16 protein-coding genes and 1 riboswitch are annotated in these 18,061 nt (G+C 69.2%); of the genes, 4 read left to right on the top strand and 12 right to left on the bottom strand.

All coding sequences use genetic code 11. From position 1 onward, the window contains the following. Positions 1-79: 79 nt before the first annotated feature. From ABZ896_RS46495 to ABZ896_RS46465, 7 genes are all read right to left on the bottom strand, one after another. On the bottom strand, positions 80-892 hold the full coding sequence (locus tag ABZ896_RS46495; RefSeq protein ID WP_360943307.1) for a serine/threonine-protein kinase: 813 nt from the start codon (positions 890-892) through the stop codon (positions 80-82). Positions 893-958: 66 nt separating this feature from the next. Then, positions 959-2,320 (bottom strand): aminotransferase class V-fold PLP-dependent enzyme, encoded by a 1,362-nt coding sequence (locus ABZ896_RS46490; protein WP_360943304.1) that lies wholly within the window; start codon positions 2,318-2,320, stop codon positions 959-961. Between the two features lie 40 nt (positions 2,321-2,360). After that, positions 2,361-2,477, bottom strand: a riboswitch (SAM riboswitch). Positions 2,478-2,553: 76 nt separating this feature from the next. Continuing rightward, entirely contained in the window at positions 2,554-3,618 is a 1,065-nt protein-coding gene (gene trpD, locus ABZ896_RS46485) for an anthranilate phosphoribosyltransferase (protein WP_360943301.1), read from the bottom strand. A 143-nt stretch (positions 3,619-3,761) separates the two neighbouring features. Beyond that, positions 3,762-5,399 carry a ubiquinol-cytochrome c reductase cytochrome b subunit gene (locus tag ABZ896_RS46480; RefSeq protein ID WP_360943300.1) on the bottom strand — a complete coding sequence of 546 codons (1,638 nt, stop codon included), beginning with the start codon at positions 5,397-5,399 and terminating at the stop codon, positions 3,762-3,764. Further along, positions 5,396-6,451 (bottom strand): Rieske 2Fe-2S domain-containing protein, encoded by a 1,056-nt coding sequence (locus ABZ896_RS46475; RefSeq protein WP_360943297.1) that lies wholly within the window; start codon positions 6,449-6,451, stop codon positions 5,396-5,398. Before ABZ896_RS46475 ends, ABZ896_RS46480 begins: the two co-directional genes overlap by 4 nt. Continuing rightward, positions 6,448-7,257: a c-type cytochrome gene (locus tag ABZ896_RS46470; protein ID WP_360943295.1), complete on the bottom strand. Its 810-nt coding sequence runs from the start codon at positions 7,255-7,257 to the stop codon at positions 6,448-6,450. Before ABZ896_RS46470 ends, ABZ896_RS46475 begins: the two co-directional genes overlap by 4 nt. A 60-nt stretch (positions 7,258-7,317) precedes the next feature. Beyond that, the gene (locus tag ABZ896_RS46465) at positions 7,318-7,938 is read right to left on the bottom strand and encodes a heme-copper oxidase subunit III (protein ID WP_360943291.1); all 621 of its coding nucleotides are present in this window, start codon (positions 7,936-7,938) and stop codon (positions 7,318-7,320) included. 156 nt (positions 7,939-8,094) lie between these two features. Here ABZ896_RS46465 and ABZ896_RS46460 point away from each other — a divergent pair, with 156 nt between their 5' ends. Then, the gene (locus ABZ896_RS46460; RefSeq protein ID WP_360943288.1) at positions 8,095-8,496 is read left to right on the top strand and encodes a hypothetical protein; all 402 of its coding nucleotides are present in this window, start codon (positions 8,095-8,097) and stop codon (positions 8,494-8,496) included. Positions 8,497-8,503: 7 nt separating this feature from the next. On the opposite strand, the gene ABZ896_RS46455 is transcribed toward ABZ896_RS46460, so the two are convergent. The 4 genes from ABZ896_RS46455 to coxB form a co-directional block, all read right to left on the bottom strand. Then, positions 8,504-9,766 carry an Ig-like domain-containing protein gene (locus ABZ896_RS46455; protein WP_360943285.1) on the bottom strand — a complete coding sequence of 421 codons (1,263 nt, stop codon included), beginning with the start codon at positions 9,764-9,766 and terminating at the stop codon, positions 8,504-8,506. A gap of 140 nt (positions 9,767-9,906) precedes the next feature. Then, a complete protein-coding gene (locus ABZ896_RS46450; RefSeq protein WP_062037766.1) occupies positions 9,907-10,305 on the bottom strand; it encodes a cytochrome c oxidase subunit 4 in 399 nt (132 codons plus the stop codon). Beyond that, a complete protein-coding gene (gene ctaD / locus ABZ896_RS46445) occupies positions 10,302-12,044 on the bottom strand; it encodes a cytochrome c oxidase subunit I (RefSeq protein ID WP_360943282.1) in 1,743 nt (580 codons plus the stop codon). The genes ABZ896_RS46450 and ctaD overlap by 4 nt, the downstream gene beginning before the upstream one ends. Further along, positions 12,041-13,000 carry a cytochrome c oxidase subunit II gene (gene coxB, locus ABZ896_RS46440; protein ID WP_360943279.1) on the bottom strand — a complete coding sequence of 320 codons (960 nt, stop codon included), beginning with the start codon at positions 12,998-13,000 and terminating at the stop codon, positions 12,041-12,043. The genes ctaD and coxB overlap by 4 nt, the downstream gene beginning before the upstream one ends. Positions 13,001-13,245: 245 nt before the next feature. Between coxB and ABZ896_RS46435 the strand changes: the two genes are divergently transcribed. Further along, complete coding sequence (locus ABZ896_RS46435; RefSeq protein ID WP_360943276.1) at positions 13,246-14,607, top strand: aminotransferase class V-fold PLP-dependent enzyme; 1,362 nt, start codon at positions 13,246-13,248, stop codon at positions 14,605-14,607. Positions 14,608-14,664: 57 nt separating this feature from the next. On the opposite strand, the gene ABZ896_RS46430 is transcribed toward ABZ896_RS46435, so the two are convergent. Beyond that, entirely contained in the window at positions 14,665-15,639 is a 975-nt protein-coding gene (locus ABZ896_RS46430; RefSeq protein WP_360943273.1) for a carbohydrate kinase family protein, read from the bottom strand. A 203-nt stretch (positions 15,640-15,842) separates the two neighbouring features. On the opposite strand from ABZ896_RS46430, the gene ABZ896_RS46425 reads away from it, so the two are divergent. Then, the gene (locus ABZ896_RS46425) at positions 15,843-16,052 is read left to right on the top strand and encodes a hypothetical protein (RefSeq protein WP_360943270.1); all 210 of its coding nucleotides are present in this window, start codon (positions 15,843-15,845) and stop codon (positions 16,050-16,052) included. A gap of 178 nt (positions 16,053-16,230) precedes the next feature. Then, on the top strand, positions 16,231-17,970 hold the full coding sequence (locus tag ABZ896_RS46420; RefSeq protein WP_360943267.1) for a hypothetical protein: 1,740 nt from the start codon (positions 16,231-16,233) through the stop codon (positions 17,968-17,970). The last annotated feature ends 91 nt before the right edge of the window (positions 17,971-18,061 follow it).

The raw sequence follows: 18,061 nt of genomic DNA, 5'->3' as shown, positions 1-18,061 counted from the left end.
ACGAACCGACACAACGAGCCACGGCAACACCGACGAGACCGAGCACACCTACGTGGAGGTCGCCCGGCTCGGCGACCTCCTACGACCTGTGCCCGGTGGCCGCGACCACGTCCGCGGGCGTCGGCCGGGCCGCGGGATCGTCCCGCAGACAGGACTCCACGAGCGGCAGATGCTCCTTCGGTACGGCGGACAGGTCCACGTCCCCGGTCAGGATCCGCAGCAGAACGACCGAATCCTGCCCCTCGCCGAAGGGCTCCTTGCCGCCGGAGGCGTACGCCAGCACCGCGCCGAGCGAGAAGACGTCACTGGAGGGGCCCACCTGGGCGCCGTTGCGGATCTGCTCGGGCGAGACGTAGCCGACCGAGCCGACGACCGTCCCGGTCTTGGTCAGCGCGGTGCCCTCCAGCGCCCGGACGATCCCGAAGTCGATGACCCGGGGCCCCTCCGGCGCCAGCAGGATGTTGGAGGGCTTGAGGTCCCGGTGGATCAGCCCCTTGGCGTGGATCGCGGCGAGCGCCTCGGCGAGCGCGGCCGCCAGCAGCCGTACCGAGTCCGCGGGCAGCGGGCCGCCGTCCAGCACCGCGTCCCGCAGGTTGGGCCCCTCGACGAACTCGGTGGCCATCCAGGGCCGCGGCGCCTCGGTGTCCGCGTCCACGACCCGCGCGGTGTAGGTGCCGGTGCCGCCGACGGTCTGCGCGGCCCGCACCTCGTGCCGGAAGCGGGCCCGGAAGGTGCGGTCCTCCGCGTGCTCGGCCCGCACCACCTTCACCGCGAGCCGCAGCCCGCCGCGTGCCTCGGCGAGATAGACCTCGCCCATGCCGCCCGACCCGAGTCTGCCCAGGACCCCGTACGGTCCGATGGTCCGCGGATCGGTCTCCCGCAGCTCTTGCACCCCGCGCTCCCCCTGCCTCGTACGGCTGTGGGGCGAGCGTATACGCCGTAGGTAAGGGTCAGAGGGTCAGACGGCCGGGACGCAGCGCCCGTCCTCGGTGCGGTAGCGCCACTTCGCGCCGTCCGTCACCAGTTCCTTCACTGCCTTCACGAAACGCTCCACATGCTCGTCCGGGGTGCCCGCGCCGAAGCTCACCCGGATCGCGTTGAGGGACTTCTCGCCGGGCGCGGCCTCGGGGGCGCCGCACTCGCCCTGGCTCTGCGGGTCGCTGCCGAGCAGGGTGCGGACGAGGGGGTGGGCGCAGAAGAGGCCGTCGCGGACGCCGATGCCGTACTCGGCGGAGAGGGCGGCGGCGAAGTGGGAGCTGTTCCAGCCCTCGACGACGAAGGAGATCACGCCGACGCGGGGGGCGTCGTCGCCGAAGAGGGAGAGGACGCGGACCTCGGGGACCTCGGCGAGGCCCGCCTTCACCTTCTCGATCAGGTGCTGCTCACGGGCGACCAGGGTGTCGAAGCCGGCCTCGGTGAGGGCCTTGCAGGCGGAGGCGATGGAGTAGGCGCCGATGACGTTCGGGGAGCCGGCCTCGTGGCGGGCGGCGCTGTCGTGCCACTCCACGTCCACGCCGCCGTCCTCGCGCCGGGTGACCTTGCGGCTGGCGCCGCCGCCCGCGAGGTAGGGGGCAGCCGCCTTGAGCCAGTCCGCGCGGCCGGCCAGGACACCGGATCCGAAGGGGGCGTAGAGCTTGTGGCCGGAGAAGGCGACCCAGTCGACGTCGAGGTCCTGCACGGAGACGGGGTGGTGCGGGGCGAGCTGGGCGGCGTCGAGGACGATCCGGGCGCCGTGGGCGTGGGCCGCGGCGGCCAACTCACGTACGGGCCACAGCTCACCGGTGACGTTGGAGGCGCCGGTGACGCAGACCAGGGCCGGGCCTTGAGGGTCGCGGTCGGCGAGGGCCTTCTCCAGGGTCTCGACGGCCTGGCGCGGGGTGCGCGGGGCGTTGAGGTAGGTGACCCGGGCGTCCTTCCAGGGCAGCAGGCTCGCGTGGTGCTCGGTCTCGAAGACGAAGACCTGGCAGTTCGCGGGGAGGGCCGCGGCGAGGAGGTTGAGCGAGTCGGTGGTCGACCGGGTGAAGATCAGCTGGTCGTCCTCACGGCAGTCCAGGAACTCCGCGACGGTCTTCCGGGCGTTCTCGAAGAGGTCGGTCGAGAGCTGGGAGAGGTAGCCGGCCCCGCGGTGCACGCTGCCGTAGTAGGGCGCGTAGGCGGCCACGTCGTCCCAGACGCGCTGGAGAGCGGGGGCGCTGGCCGCGTAGTCGAGGGCCGCGTAGGTGACCTCGCCACCGGTGACGAGCGGGACGGTGACATCCCGGCCCAGAACGGGCAACTGGGCACAAACAGCCTGGGCGGCGGCAACGGTGGAGACAGACATGGCAACCCCTCGAAGGACCAGGATCCCTGGTTTCAGGAGGGATCCGCGCTTGCCATGAACCTTGCTGTTCACGGCCTGGTCTTCACCCGGGGCACCCCGCCACGGACGGAGGGTTGCCGGACAGTCGGCCGGGGCCTCATGACTGTCACTCATGACCTGGTCAAAGAACGTACGCGATGTGATCGTCGGCCCGCAACCCGTGTCCGGATCGCGGGACGACGTCCCCGCGTGCGTCAGGCGTTGCTGGCGGCCACCCAGCGCTCCAGCGCCCGCTTCGCCGCCCCCGAGTCGATCGACTCGGCGGCCTGGTCCATCCCGGCCCGCAGCTGCTCGGCGAGCGTCCCGGAGCCGGGGTTCAGGGCCACCAGCGCGGCGGCGGAGTTCAGGAGCACGGCGTCCCGCACCGGGCCTCTCTCGCCGTCCAGCAGTCTGCGGGCGACCTCGGCGTTGTGTGCCGGGTCGCCGCCCCGCAGGGCCTCGACGGGCACGAGGTCGAGGCCGACGTCCCTCGGGTCGAAGGTCTCCTCGGTGACCTTGCCGTCGCGGACGAGCCAGACCCGGGACGTCGCGGTGGTCGTCAGCTCGTCGAGGCCGTCGTCGCCGCGGAAGACCAGGGAGGAGTTGCCGCGCTCGGCGAAGACGCCGGCGACGATCGGCGCCATCAGCGGGTCGGCGACCCCCACCGCCTGCGCCTTCACCTTCGCCGGGTTGGTCAACGGACCGAGGGCGTTGAACACCGTGCGGATGCCCAACTGGCCGCGTGCGGCGCCCGCGTGACGCAGCGCCGGATGGAACTTGATGGCGAAGCAGAAGGTGATTCCGGCCTCCTCGGCCACCTCGGCCACCCGCTGCGGGGTCAGGTCGAGGTTGACGCCGAGGTGCGACAGGACGTCCGAGGAACCCGACGCCGAGGAGGCCGCGCGGTTGCCGTGCTTGACGACCTTCGCGCCCGTTCCGGCGACCACGAGCGCCGACATCGTGGAGATGTTGACCGTCTTCGCGCCGTCCCCGCCCGTGCCGACGATGTCGACGTTCGGCCCGGACACCTCGATGACGTTCGCGTGCTCGTACATCGCCCGCACCAGGCCGGTGATCTCCTCGACGGTCTCGCCCTTGGCCCGCAGGGCCACCACGAAACCGGCGATCTGCGCGTCGGTCGCCTCGCCCCGCATGATCTGGTCCATCGCCCAGGCCGTCGCGTCGGCGCTCTGGTCGCGGCCGTACAGCAGCGCGTTCAGCACCTCGGGCCAGGAACGGCCCGCCGCGGTGTCGCCTCCAGCGGGGGTCACAGCGCTCATACGGCCGCTCCTGATCGTCGTACTTCGAATAAAGGTGTGTTCGCCGCCACCCTATCCAGCCCGGAGCATGGCGAAGGGCCCCCGTCCGAAGACCGGACGGGGGCCCTTCCACCGCGCGTGGCGAGCGCAGCGACAAACAGTGATCAGTGGTGGCCGTGGCCGCTCGTGATCTCCTTGTACTCCTCGACGGTCGGCTTGGCGATCTGGGCTTCCTCGCCGTAGTACGCCTCGCTGAGCTTGGCGCGCAGCTTCTGCGACCGTCCGACCTTCCGCTCGACGCCGTTCTCGTCGACCGTGGGGCCGATCTCGGCCGGCGCGTACTGCTCGTGCGCCGTGAGCGTGTGCAGCTGCTCCTGGCTGAGCGGCTCGTGCACCTCGATGAACTCACCGTGCGGCAGGCGCTTGATGATGCCGGACTCGCGCCCGTGCAGCACCTTGTCCTTGTCCCGGCGCTGGAGGCCGAGGCAGACCCGCTTGGTGGCGAGGAACACCAGGACCGGCACCACGAAGAAGCCGACCCGTACGAACCAGGTGATGGAGTTGATCGACAGGTGGAAGTGCGTGGCCCACAGGTCGTTGCCGCCACCGATCAGCAGCACGAAGTACCAGGAGATCCACGCGGCACCGAACGCGGTACGCGTCGGGGCGTTGCGCGGCCGGTCCAGGATGTGGTGCTCGCGCTTGTCGCCGGTGACCCAGGACTCGATGAACGGGTAGACCGCGATCGAGACCAGGACCAGCGGGAAGATCACCAGCGGGATGAACACGCCCAGGACCAGCGTGTGGCCCCAGAAGTTGATCTCCCAGCCCGGCATGACACGGATCAGGCCCTCGGAGAAGCCCATGTACCAGTCGGGCTGGGCGCCGGTCGACACCTGGTCCGGACGGTAGGGGCCCATGGACCAGATCGGGTTGATCGAGGCGACCGCCGCGATGGCCGCGATGACACCGAAGACCAGGAAGAAGAAGCCTCCGGCCTTGGCCATGTAGACCGGCAGCAGCGGCATGCCGACGACGTTCTTGTTGGTCTTTCCGGGGCCCGCGAACTGCGTGTGCTTGTGGTAGAAGACCAGGATCAGGTGGCCGACCACCAGACCGAGCATGATGCCCGGCAGCAGCAGGATGTGGACCGAGTAGAAGCGGGCCACGAAGTCGCCGCCCGGGAACTCGCCGCCGAAGAGGAAGAACGACAGGTACGTGCCGACGATCGGCACGGACAGGACCGCGCCCTCCATGAAGCGGACACCGGTGCCGGAGAGCAGGTCGTCCGGGAGCGAGTAACCGGTGAAGCCGGTGAACATGCCGAGGACGAACAGCAGGAAGCCGAACAGCCAGTTGACCTCACGCGGCTTGCGGAACGCGCCCGTGAAGAACACCCGCATCATGTGCACGAACATGCCGGCGAGGAAGATCAGCGCCGCCCAGTGGTGGATCTGCCGGATCAGCAGACCACCGCGCACATCGAAGGAGATGTGCATGGTCGAGTTGAACGCCTCGGACATCAGCTGGCCCTGCAGCGGGACGTAGCTGCCGTGGTACTCCACCTCGTTCATCGACGGGTGGAAGAACAGCGTCAGATACACACCCGTGAGGATGATGATGATGAAGCTGTAGAGGCAGACCTCGCCCAACATGAACGACCAGTGGTCGGGGAAGATCTTGCGCATGTTGGACTTGGCCAGGGAGTAGATCCCGAGGCGGCCGTCCGCCCAGTCGGCGACGCGCTCGCCGGCCGGGGCCTTGTCGCGCGAGCGCGACCCGGTGGTCTCTGTAGTGCTCATCCGCGCTCCCAGAAAGCAGGACCGACGGGCTCCGCGAAGTCACCGAGTGCTTCGAGGTAGCCCTCGTCGTTCACGCCGATCCGCAGCTGCGGCAGGGCGTGGCCGGCGGGGCCGAAGATCACCCGGGCGCCGTCGGAGAGGTCGAAGGTGGACTGGTGGCAGGGGCAGAGCACGTGGTGCGTCTGCTGCTCGTACAGGGAGATCGGGCAACCGACGTGGGTGCAGATCTTCGAGTACGCGACGATGCCCTCGTGCGACCACTCGAGCTCGCGCTTGTCCTTGATGTTGTCCGGCTGGATCCGGACGATCATCAGGGCGGCCTTGGCGATCTCGGTCTGGAACTCCTCGTCGTGCTCCTCCAGGCCCTCGGGCTTGGCGAAGGTGAGGGAGCCCACCGCGACGTCCTCGGGACGCAGCGGCTCGTTGGTGTTCATGTTGACGAGCAGCTTGCCCTTGGCCCACAGGGTGTGGCGCAGCTTGGTGCCGGGCAGCGGGCCGAGGTCGCGCAGCAGCATGACGCCGGAGAGCGGGAACAGGGCCAGCGCGCCGAACATCGTGTTGCGGATCAGCTTGCGACGGCCGAGCGCGGACTCCTTGGCGCCCTGCTTGAAGTCGGCCATGACCTTGGCCTTGACCTCGGGGGCCGCCTCGATCGGGTGCCGCTCGTCGGCGATCTCCTCGTCGGACATCAGGGTGCGGGCCCAGTGGACCGCGCCCGCGCCGATCGCGAAGAGGGCGAGACCGAGGGTCAGGCCCAGCGCGAAGTTCAGCGCGTTGATGTGGCCGATCGGGAAGACGAAGATCGACTTGTCGTGGGGGATGCCCACGTACGAGGCGATGAAGCCGACCGTGGAGAGCATCGAGACGGTGAACAGCATGGCCACCGTGCGCTCGGACCGCTTGGCGGCCCGCTCGTCGATGTCCTGCACCCGGTGCTCGTGGGGCGGCAGGCCGGGGTCGGCGAACGGGTTCTTGTCGTCCGCCACCCCTACCGCGCCGTGCGCGTCCTGCTCTGCGGGCAGGTTCTCTTCTGGAATGTCTTGGCTACTCATGACTTCTTGGCCTTTGCGGTCCGAGCGGCGACCCAGACGGCGACCGCGATCAGCGCGCCGAGGCCGAAGATCCAGGCGAACAGGCCTTCGGAGACCGGGCCGAGACCGCCCAGCTCAAGGCCGCCGGGGCTCACGGTGTCGTCGCCGTTGACCGCGTTCAGGTACGCGATGATGTCCTTCTTGTTCTGCTCCGACAGCGTGGTGTCGGGGAACGACGGCATGTTCTGCGGGCCGGTCTGCATGGCCTCGTAGATGTGCTTCGGGTCGACGCCCTCGAGCGTCGGCGCGAACTTGCCGTGCGTCAGCGCACCGCCCTTGCCGGTGAAGTTGTGGCACTGCGCGCAGTTGGTGCGGAACAGCTCGCCGCCCTTGGCGATGTCGGCGCCGTCGGGGCCGTACTCCGCCTCGGTCGGGACGGACGGACCGGCACCCAGCGAGGAGATGTACGCGGCCAGCTGGTCGATCTCGGCCTGCGTGTAGACGACCTTCTTGCGCGGGACCTGTGCGCCCGGCTGCTGGGCCGGCATACGGCCGGTGCCGACCTGGAAGTCGACGGCCGCGGCGCCGACGCCCACGAGGCTCGGGCCGTCGGAGGATCCCTGACCCCCGGTGCCGTGGCAGCTGGCGCAGCCGACGGCGAAGAGCTTCTTGCCCTCGTCGATGGCCAGGGACTGGGCGGTTTCATCGGCCTGCGCCTTGCTCGCGGGCGCGAACACGGCGTACAGCCCCCCGGTGCATGCCAGCGCGAGGAGTAGGACGACGAGCGCCGCCAAGGGGTGGCGTCGTCGTGCGGAGAGCTTTTTCACGGATTACCCCGGTGTCAGGATCTTCTGCGTCGATGCTTGCGATGTCGGGAGCGGGCCCGGCTACTTGATCATGTAGATCGTGGCGAAGAGGCCGATCCAGACGACGTCGACGAAGTGCCAGTAATAGGACACGACGATGGCCGCGGTCGCCTGCTCGTGGGTGAACCTCTTGGCCGCGTAGGTACGCCCGAGAACGAACAGGAACGCGATGAGGCCGCCCGTCACGTGCATGCCGTGGAAGCCGGTGGTCAGGTAGAACACCGAGCCGTACGGGTCGGAGGACAGGGAGAGCCCGTCCTTCTTCACCAGCTCGGTGTACTCGAAGATCTGACCGCCGATGAAGATCGCGCCCATGATGAACGTGACGATGAACCAGCCCCGGAGCTTCTTCACGTCACCGCGCTCGGCGGCGAAGACGCCGAGCTGGCAGGTGAGGGAGGAGAGCACCAGGATCGTGGTGTTCGTCGCCGAGAACGGGAAGTTCAGGCTGGACGCCATTTCCTTCCAGTGGTCGGGTCCCGTCACCGATCGCAGGGTGAAGTACATCGCGAAGAGGGCCGCGAAGAACATCAGCTCGGAACTCAGCCAGATGATGGTTCCGACGCTGGTGAGGTTCGGTCGATTGACCGACGGGTGCGCGTGCCCGGTTTCTACTGTCGTTGCTGTCGCCACGACCGACATTATGTCGGTCGCTTATCCCGCCCTCACTCCGGGGGTGCCGTTCGGAGTGTCTTGGTCCCCCGAACCGGTGTTGACGTGGTGTTCATGGGCGTGGCGGCAGGAGTAGCATCCGCCCCAACGCGCCTGTCCTTACGACGATGACGTCCCGGAGGAACAATGCAGCCGACCGCCACCGTGCTGGTCTACAGCGACGATTCCAACACGCGCGAGCAGGTACGGCTCGCCACCGGCAGGCGGCCGGCCCCCGACGTCCCCGTGGTCGAGTTCGTGGAGTGCGCCACCGCGGCCGCGGTGCTCAAGGAGCTGGACAAGGGCGGGATCGACGTCTGCGTCTTCGACGGCGAGGCCGTGCCGATGGGCGGCATGGGCCTGTGCCGGCAGATCAAGGACGAGGTCTTCAACGCCCCGCCGGTGCTGCTGCTCATCGGCCGCCCGCAGGACGCCTGGCTGGCCACCTGGAGCCGCGCGGAGGCGGCGGTGACCCATCCGGTGGACCCGGTGGAGTTCGCCGCCGCGCTGGCGTCCCTGCTGCGGGACCGGAAGGCCCTGAGCGCCTAGAGCCCGCTCAGACGCTCTCCGGCCTCAGCCTGGCCCGCTCGGCCGGGCTGGGGCCGTCCTGTGTGCCGGAGGCGAGGGCGCTGCCCCCGCGCCACTTCTTCCAGTTCAGGTTCCAGTCGCCGAAGCCGTTGCCGAAGGTCTCCATCGTGTCGCCCTCGGAGTTGACGACCTTCACCACGTCGCCCTCGTGGACGGTGTCGAAGAACCACTCGGCGTTGGAGGTGGACAGCCCGGTGCAGCCGTGGCTGACGTTCTCGTAGCCCTGGGAGCCGACCGACCAGGGCGCGGCGTGGACGTACTCGCCGCTCCAGGTGAGCCGGGTGGCGTAGTAGACCGGGAGGTCGTACGACTCCGACGAGCCCTCGGCGATGCCGATGCTGGTGCCGCGCATCCGTACGAAGTACTCCTTGCCGAGGACGACCTTGACGCCGTTGCGGGTCTCGAAGCCGGGCTTGCCGGTGGTCACCGGGAGCTCGTTGATGACCTCGCCGTTGCGGTAGACCGTCATCGCGTGCGACGAGGCGTCCGTCACGGCGATGATCCGGTCGCCGATGGTCAGCTTCACCGGCTTGGCCCGGCCGCCCCAGAGCCGGTCGCCGATCTTGACGCCCTCCAGGTCGCTGCGGACCTGGAGGGTGGCGTGGGCGGGCCAGTACTCCCGGGGCCGGTAGTGGAGTTCCTTGTCGCTGACCCAGTACCAGGTGCCGGCCACGGCGGGCGTGGAGTCGACCCTCAGGGCGCGCTCCACGATCGCCCGCTGCGCCTTGTCCCTGACCGGCAGGCTCAGTTCGGCGGTGACGGGCTGGCCGACGCCGTACGTGCCCGTCCTGGGGCCGAAGGTGACGGTCAGCCGCTTCTTGCCGGTGGGCCTGCTGGTGTCGAAGTCGAGGACCTTGCGGCCGGGCGCCCCGTCCTCGTCCTCGGTGCTCACCCGGACCGTGTAGTGGGCGTCCGCGGCCAGCGGGGAGGTGCTGTGCCAGCGGGAGCCGTCGGCGGAGAGTTCGCCCGTCACATAGCGGCCTGTGGCGTCCATCGCCGTGACGTCCGTGATCCGGCCGTCGTCGTCCTCGGCGGTGACCTCCAGGGGCTTGTCCGGGTCGGCCTTCTTCCCGTCCCCCGTGGGGCCGTTGAAGGCGATCTGGTCCGCCGCGTCGTACGGCTCGGCGGACAGCGGGTGGCCGTCGCTGCCGCAGGCCGTGAGGCCCGCGCCGAGGGCGATCACCAGCAGGGTGCAGCTGACGACGGTACGGGTGCGGGGTGCGTGGCTCATGACCTCACGCTAGGAAGCGGGGTCAATCACGGCACGCCGGGTGACACGTACGAGGGACGCCCCTTCCTGCATTTGCGGCAAAAGCGGGGGCCCGGACTCTCCTGACGGAGTGTCCGGGCCCCTGTGTGCCTCGTCCCGTGCTACTGCGTGCGGTTCTCGCCGCGGTAGTACTCGAAGACCCAGCCGTACAGGCCGATCATGATGACCGGCACCGAGAAGTACAGCAGCCACCAGCCGATCGCGACCGACAGGAAGGCGAGGGCGCCGCCGAAGCCGAGGGCGAGCGGCTGCCAGCTGTGCGGGCTGAAGAACCCGACCTCACCGGCGTCGTCCGCGACGTCGGCCTCCTTGTTGTCCTGCGCGCCGGCGTCCACCCGCCGGGCCGTGAAGCCCAGGTAGAAGCCGATCATGATGGACAGCCCGAAGGCCAGGAAGAGCGCCGTGGTACCGGCCGGCTCCTTCGACCACACGCCATAGACGATCGCCATGACGAGGATGAAGACGCTCAGCCAGATGAACATCCGACCCTGGATCTTCACTTGCCGGCCTCCTTGCCGCCGTTGCCGGCCAGAGCCTTCTCGCCGTGACCGGCGTTCTCGAGCTGGTCGAGAGCGGCGATCTCCGGGTGGTGCAGGTCGAACGCCGGGGATTCACTGCGGATCCGCGGCAGGGTGAGGAAGTTGTGGCGCGGCGGCGGGCAGGAGGTCGCCCACTCGAGCGAGCGGCCGTAGCCCCACGGGTCGTCGACGCCGACCGGCTTGCCGTACTTGGCCGTCTTCCACACGTTGTAGAGGAACGGCAGGATCGACAGGCCGAGCAGGAAGGAGCTGATCGTCGAGATCGTGTTCAGGGCGGTGAAGCCGTCGGCCGCCAGATAGTCGGCGTACCGGCGCGGCATGCCCTCGGCGCCCAGCCAGTGCTGGACCAGGAAGGTGCCGTGGAAGCCGATGAACAGCGTCCAGAACGTGATCTTGCCGAGGCGCTCGTCGAGCATCTTGCCGGTGAACTTCGGCCACCAGAAGTGGAAGCCGGAGAACATCGCGAAGACGACGGTGCCGAAGACGACGTAGTGGAAGTGCGCCACCACGAAGTACGAGTCCGAGACGTGGAAGTCCAGCGGGGGCGAGGCCAGGATGACACCGGTCAGACCACCGAAGGTGAAGGTGATCAGGAAGCCGGTGGCCCAGAGCATCGGGGTCTCGAAACTCAGTGACCCCTTCCACATCGTTCCGATCCAGTTGAAGAACTTCACGCCCGTCGGTACGGCGATGAGGAAGGTCATGAAGGAGAAGAACGGCAGGAGCACACCGCCGGTGACGTACATGTGGTGCGCCCACACGGTCACGGAGAGACCGGCGATCGCGATCGTCGCGGCGATCAGGCCCATGTAGCCGAACATCGGCTTGCGGGAGAAGACCGGGATGACCTCGGAGATGATGCCGAAGAACGGCAGGGCGATGATGTACACCTCTGGATGGCCGAAGAACCAGAAGAGGTGCTGCCACAGCAGGGCGCCGCCGTTGGCCGAGTCGAAGACGTGTGCCCCGAACTTCCGATCCGCCTCCAGCGCGAACAGCGCGGCGGCGAGGACGGGGAAGGCGAGCAGGACCAGCACCGCGGTCAGCAGCACGTTCCACACGAAGATCGGCATGCGGAACATCGTCATGCCGGGGGCGCGCATGCAGATGATCGTGGTGATGAAGTTGACCGCGCCGAGGATGGTGCCGAAGCCGGAGAAGGCCAGACCCATGATCCACAGGTCGGCGCCGATGCCCGGGCTGCGGACCGCGTCCGAGAGCGGGCTGTAGGCGAACCAGCCGAAGTCGGCGGCGCCGGACGGGGTGAGGAAACCGCCCACCGCGATCGTCGAGCCGAACAGGTAGAGCCAGTAGGCGAACATGTTCAGCCGCGGGAACGCCACGTCGGGCGCGCCGATCTGCAGCGGCATGATCCAGTTCGTGAAACCGGCGAACAGCGGCGTCGCGAACATCAGCAGCATGATCGTGCCGTGCATCGTGAACGCCTGGTTGAACTGCTCGTTCGACATGATCTGCAGACCGGGCCGGGCGAGTTCGGCGCGCATGAGGAGCGCCATCACGCCGCCGATCAGGAAGAACGCGAACGACGTGACCAGGTACATCGTCCCGATCGTCTTGTGGTCAGTGGTGGTGAGCCACTTGACGACCACACTGCCGCGGTTCTGGCGCCGGACCGGCAGTTCGTCCGCGTAGTGGGACCCTGCTGCCGCGGCACCCTGGGGTTCGTTGAGGATGCTCACAGGTTCGTCGTCTCCCGGTTCTTCTCGTGGGCGGTCTGCTCGATGCCCGCGGGAACGTAACCGGTCTGCCCCTTCTTGGCGAGGTCCTTGAGGTGCTGCTCGTAGCGCTCCGGGGAGACGACCTTCACGTTGAACAGCATCCGGGAGTGGTCGACGCCGCAGAGCTCGGCGCACTTGCCCAGGAAGGTGCCCTCCTTGTTGGGGGTCACCTCGAAGGAGTTGGTGTGGCCCGGGATGACGTCCATCTTCATCAGGAACGGCACCACCCAGAAGGAGTGGATGACGTCACGCGAGGTGAGGACGAAGCGGACCGTCTTGCCCTTGGGGAGCCAGAGGGTCGGGCCGGGGTTGCCGGTCTGCGGGTTCTTCGTGGCGGGCGTGCCGAAGTCGTAGACACCGCCGGCGTTCGCCGGGAAGTCCGCCTTGAACCGGTTCGGAATCGCGTCCAGGTTCTTGTCGGTCTTCGCGTCGCCCGTGGAGCCCGCGACGGGCTCGATGTAGTTGAAGGCCCAGCTCCACTGGTAGCCGACGACGTTGACGGTGACGTCGGGCTCCTTCTTGAGGCTGAGGATCTTCGACTCGTCACGGGCCGTGAAGTAGAACAGGACCGAGACGATGACGAGCGGAACCACCGTGTACAGCGCCTCGATGGGCATGTTGTACCGGGTCTGCGGAGGGACCTCGACCTTGGTGCGGCTGCGCCGGTGGAAGATGGTGCTCCACAGGATCAGGCCCCACACCAGCACGCCGGTGGCCAGCGCGGCGGCCCAGGAGCCCTGCCAGAGGGAGAGGATCCGCGGAGCCTCTTCCGTGGTGGGGGTGGGCATACCTAGGCGGGGAAAGTCCTTGTATGTGCAACCGGTGGCGGTCGCCAGGACCAGGCCCGCAGTCATTGCCTGCAGCAGCTTCCGCCGCATCGGGCGCCGCGGCGAGCGGTCGGAGCCGTTGGGACTCACGTAGCGCCTTCCCGAGAGTCTCGCCCGCGCGGATCGGCTGCGGCCTGCCTGCTCATCTGGTCGGTCGCCGCCCTGCGTCGGGCAGGGGTTTGGATGTTTATGCGGACCAAACCCTAGCCGACGCTCTCCGAGGGTTCGCGGGGAGGGGTGCCTAGTGGGTCGGGGGTTCGCTGGATTGGCGGCTGCGGGTGCGTTTGGGCTGGTCGCGCAGTTCCCCGCGCCCCTGGGCGGGTTAGCGTTGGCGTGTGTCTTACTTTGACGCTGCTTCCGGTGCCCCTCTCCATCCCATAGCCCGTCAGGCGCTGTTGGCGGCCCTTGACGAAGGGTGGGCTGATCCCTCCCGGCTCTATCGGGAAGGGCGGCGGGCTCGGTTGTTGCTGGATGCCGCTCGGGAGGCCGCCGCTGAGGCTGTGGGGTGTCGGGTCGATGAGCTGACCTTCACTTCCTCCGGTACTCGGGCCGTGCACAGCGGGATCGCCGGGGTGATGGCCGGGCGGCGGCGTATCGGGCGTCACCTGATCGTGTCAGCTGTTGAACACTCGTCCGTGCTCCATTCGGCGGAGTTGTTCGATGTGACCGAGGTTCCGGTGGGGCGTACGGGGGCGGTCCGTGCGCAGTCGTACGCCGATGTCCTGCGGCCCGACACCGCGCTCGCGTGTCTCCAGTCGGCCAACCACGAGGTGGGGACCGTGCAGCCGGTGGGTGAGGTGGCGGGGGTGTGCCGGGAGGCCGGGGTGCCGTTGCTGGTGGACGCGGCGCAGTCGCTCGGGTGGGGGCCGGTCGAGGAGGGCTGGTCGGTGCTGACGGGCAGTGCGCACAAGTGGGGCGGGCCGTCCGGGGTCGGGCTGCTCGCCGTACGGAAAGGTGTCCGGTTCTCGCCCCAAGGGCCCGCCGACGAGCGCGAGTCGGGGCGGGCGCCCGGTTTCGAGAACCTGCCGGCGATCGTGGCGGCCGCCGCCTCGCTGCGGGCGGTGCGGGCGGAGGCGGCGCAAGAGGCGGTACGGCTGCGGGAGCTGACGGAGCGGATCCGGACGCGGGTGCCGCAGCAGGTGCCGGACGTGGAGGTGGTCGGCGATCCCACGCACCGGCTGCCCGGGCTCGTCACCTTCTCCTGTCTCTATGTCGACGGAGAGACCCTGCTGCACGCCCTGGACCGCGAGGGTTTCTCGGTCTCCTCCGGCTCGTCCTGCACGAGCAGCACGCTGACACCCAGCCATGTGCTGAAGGCGATGGGCGTACTGAGTGAGGGGAATGTGCGGGTGTCGTTGCCGATGGGGACACCGGAGGAGGACGTCGACCGGTTCCTCGCGGTACTGCCGGGGGCGGTGCGGGCGGTCAGGGAACAGCTGGGAGCAGCGGCCCCTTCAGCCGTCGTACACGAGGACACACTGGTGGTCGACGCCCTCGGCAAGCGCTGCCCGATCCCGGTCATCGAACTGGCGAAGGTGATCGGAGACGTGCCGGTAGGGGGCACGGTCCGCGTCCTGTCGGACGACGAGGCGGCCCGCCTGGACATCCCGGCATGGTGCGAGATGCGGGAACAGGAGTACGTAGGAGAGGAGCCGTCAGAAAGAGGAACGGCGTATGTGATCCGCCGGACCAGTTAGATCTTTCAGGGGCGCGGGGAACTGCGCGACCAGCCCCCACGCACCCGCAGACAACACTCAGCCCAGATGCCCCTGGACCTCCGACGCGGCATCGTCCCCGTACGCCTTGGTGAACCGCTCCATGAAGTGCCCCCGCCGCAACTGGTACTCCTGCGTACCCACCGTCTCGATGACGAGAGTCGCCAGCATGCACCCGACCTGCGCGGCCCGCTCCAGCGAGACCCCCCACGCCAGCCCCGACAGGAACCCCGCGCGGAACGCGTCGCCCACGCCCGTCGGGTCCGCCTTGCGCTCCTCCTCCGGGCAGCCGACGACGATCGGCTCCTCGCCGGCCTTCTCGATCCGCACCCCCTGCGCGCCGAGCGTGGTGACCCGGTGCCCCACCTTCGTCAGGATCTCCGCGTCCGACCAGCCCGTCTTCGACTCGATGAGCCCCTTCTCGTACTCGTTGGAGAAGAGGTACGTCGCGCCCTCCAGCAGGATCCGGATCTCGTCGCCGTTCATGCGGGCGATCTGCTGGGAGAAGTCGGCGGCGAACGGGATACCGCGGGAGCGGCACTCCTCGGTGTGCCGGAGCATGCCCTCCGGGTCGTCGGCGCCGATCAGGACGAGGTCGAGTCCGCCGACCCGGTCGGCGACCGTCTTGAGCTCGATGAGGCGGGCCTCGCTCATCGCGCCCGTGTAGAAGGAGCCGATCTGGTTGTGGTCGGCGTCCGTGGTGCACACGAAGCGGGCGGTGTGCAGGGTCTCGGAGATCCGGACCGAGTCGGTGTCGACGCCGTGCCGGTCCAGCCAGGAGCGGTACTCGTCGAAGTCGAAGCCCGCGGCGCCGACGAGGATCGGGTCCGTGCCGAGCTGTCCCATGCCGAACGCGATGTTCGCGCCGACACCACCCCGGCGGACGTCGAGGTTGTCGACCAGGAAGGAGAGCGAGACCGTGTGCAGCTGGTCCGCGACGAATTGGTCGGCGAAACGGCCGGGGAAGGTCATGAGGTGGTCGGTGGCGATGGAGCCGGTGACTGCGATGCGCACGACGGGACTCTCCTGAGAGTAAGAAGGGGCGCGCGTTAGCGCTCATTGGAAGGGCGGTGGCGGGAGACGGGAGGGCGTATTGACGGTTAACGCTATCGGGTCCGTATAGAGCACTGCGAGGTGGTCGGCGGGGCGCTGAAGCAGGTGAAACTACCCGATAGTAGATCTTTCTTCGCGGGCTCCCGCGTGCATACGGTGCCGTCATGACGAACCTCGAGCTGTACGCACCCGCTCCGTCCCCTGTGGAGGGCGACCTCGCCGCGCTGCTCGGCGACTGCGCCCGGATGACTCCGCACTGGGCGGCACCCGAGCGGGTCGTGTCCCTTCCGGTGCCGCCGTCGCTCATCCACGGCGTGACCGTGCCGGAGGGTTCCGCGCGGCTGCTGGACGCGATGGCGGTGTACGGCTACTGAAACCCGCCGGCGTCGGCGCGTTTTCCCGCGTCGGCGCTTTTCGGGGAACCGTGCGCTCCCCCGCTGCGTCCCATCGCCGTCCCCCGTCGAGGGGATGCGGGATACGACCCGTGGACCGACCCTTTTGTCAGGGCCGGGTCAGGGTCGAGGGACAGTTGCGCAGCGAAGGAGCGATGCGGTGAACACCGAGCGACCCGAAAACGACGACACCGGCGGCTCCGCCGAGGAGCAGGGCGTCTCGGAACACGGCGCCGGCGTCACGGCGGAGGGTTCCGAGGAGGCACCCGCGAAGGCGGCCGGCGAGGGCGAGGAATCCTCCAGCGTTACGGAACCGAGCGCTGTCGAGAGTGAGGGCCTCTCCGAGGAGTCGCCCGGCGAGGAGCCCCCCGCGTCCGCGGAAGCCTCCGGCGAGGACGACTCCGAGGACGCCCCCGAAGTCCCCCGGGACGAGGACGCCGGCGTCCCCCACCCGTCACGCCGTCGTTCTCCCGTCGCCATCGCCGCCGTGGCCGCCGCCGTGCTGCTCGTCGGCGGGGGCGGGGCCTACTTCGCCGCTACGGCGTCCGGTGGCGGTGACGACCGTGCGACCGCCGGTGCTTCCGGGGACGACGCTCCCCCGCTGCTAGCGCTCGACGGGTACGCCGAGAGCGGGAGCGGGCAGAACGGGATCGCGCCCGGGGAGCCGAATCCGTACGGGGTGACCTACAAGGCCGACGGGAAGCTCCCGGACGGGCCCGGTTCCGCGCCGGTGTACCGGACCACCGGCACGGTCGGCAAGGAGGACGTCGTCCGGCTGGCGAAGGCACTCGGCGTCGAGGGCACCCCCGTCGAACGGGGCCGGGTCTGGCAGGTCGGCACCCGGGACGGCGCGGGCGCGACGCTCCAGGTGAACGCCCAGGCGCCGAGCTCGTGGACCTTCGCGCGGTACTCCACCGGCAGCGACGACTGCAAGAGTGAGACCGTGTGTCCGATGGCCGCCCAGACCGGCGACCCGGTCGGCGAGGCGGCCGCGAAGAAGGCGGCCGCGCCCGTGCTCAAGGCGGTGGGTCAGGACACCGCGAAACTCGACGCGACCCAGGTCATGGGCGCCCAGCGGGTCGTGAACGCCGATCCGGTGGTCGGCGGGGTGACCACGTACGGCTGGTCGACCGGCGTCATCGTGAACGCGCAGGGCGAGGTCGTGGGCGGCAGCGGTCTCCTCAAGGCGCCGGTCAAGAGCGCCACGTACCCCGTGCTGAGCGCGGCGAAGACGCTGGCGCTGCTGAACGCGGGGGCGGGCGGGACCGACCACCGCATGGGCATCGGCGGCTGCGCCAGCCCCGTACCCCTGAAGGACCGGCTGGAGGCGCCGTGCGGTGAGTCGACGTCCACGACGTCCTCCGTGCCCGCGCAGAACACGGCGACGGTCGAGAAGGCGGAGTTCGGACTGGCCTCGCAGCTCGTGAGCGGGCGGCAGGCGCTGGTGCCGTCGTGGCTGTTCGAGGTGCGGTCGGCGGGTGCGGCGGACACCTTCACGGTGACGTATCCGGCGGTCGACCCGAAGTACATCGCGAGCGCGGCGACGCCGACGCCCACGCCGGCCTCCCCTTCGGACGAGCCGACGTCCGCTCCGGCGACCCGGGACATGAAGGTGGACGGCTACTCGGCCGACGGCACGGAGCTGACCGTGAGCTTCACCGGCGGGGTGTGCGGCGACTACCGGGCCTCGGCGGACGAGAGCGCGGACGAGGTGGCGGTCACGGTGACGTACACGCCCTGGCCGGACAAGGTCTGCATCATGATCGCCAAGGAGATCCAGAAGACCGTGCCGCTCGACGCGTCCCTCGGCGACCGCAAGGTCGTGGGCTCGGACGGCAAGGAGATCCCGCAGCGGAAGGCGGGCTCGGCCCGGCTCCCCGAGACGTCCGGGGCGCGCTAGGGCGTGTTGCGAAAGTCCCGTCGTCCGCCCGGAGGGCGGGCCGGGCGGCGTTCGGTGCGTGCTCTCGGCGTGCCGGACGGAAGCCCTCGTA

It is taken from the genome of Streptomyces sp. NPDC047072, from assembly GCF_040643855.1.
Lineage (GTDB): Bacteria > Actinomycetota > Actinomycetes > Streptomycetales > Streptomycetaceae > Streptomyces.
The sequence above is the reverse complement of the archived record's forward strand: the minus strand, read 5'-3'. Positions and strand labels throughout refer to the sequence as shown.

Coding starts and splice junctions, on each gene's coding strand:
- ABZ896_RS46490 (WP_360943304.1), bottom strand. CDS start 2,320: ATGTCTGTCTCCACCGTTGCCGCCGCCCAGGCTGTTTGTGCCCAGTTG.
- trpD (WP_360943301.1), bottom strand. CDS start 3,618: ATGAGCGCTGTGACCCCCGCTGGAGGCGACACCGCGGCGGGCCGTTCC.
- ABZ896_RS46480 (WP_360943300.1), bottom strand. CDS start 5,399: ATGAGCACTACAGAGACCACCGGGTCGCGCTCGCGCGACAAGGCCCCG.
- ABZ896_RS46475 (WP_360943297.1), bottom strand. CDS start 6,451: ATGAGTAGCCAAGACATTCCAGAAGAGAACCTGCCCGCAGAGCAGGAC.
- ABZ896_RS46465 (WP_360943291.1), bottom strand. CDS start 7,938: ATGTCGGTCGTGGCGACAGCAACGACAGTAGAAACCGGGCACGCGCAC.
- ABZ896_RS46460 (WP_360943288.1), top strand. CDS start 8,095: ATGCAGCCGACCGCCACCGTGCTGGTCTACAGCGACGATTCCAACACG.
- ABZ896_RS46455 (WP_360943285.1), bottom strand. CDS start 9,766: ATGAGCCACGCACCCCGCACCCGTACCGTCGTCAGCTGCACCCTGCTG.
- ABZ896_RS46425 (WP_360943270.1), top strand. CDS start 15,843: ATGACGAACCTCGAGCTGTACGCACCCGCTCCGTCCCCTGTGGAGGGC.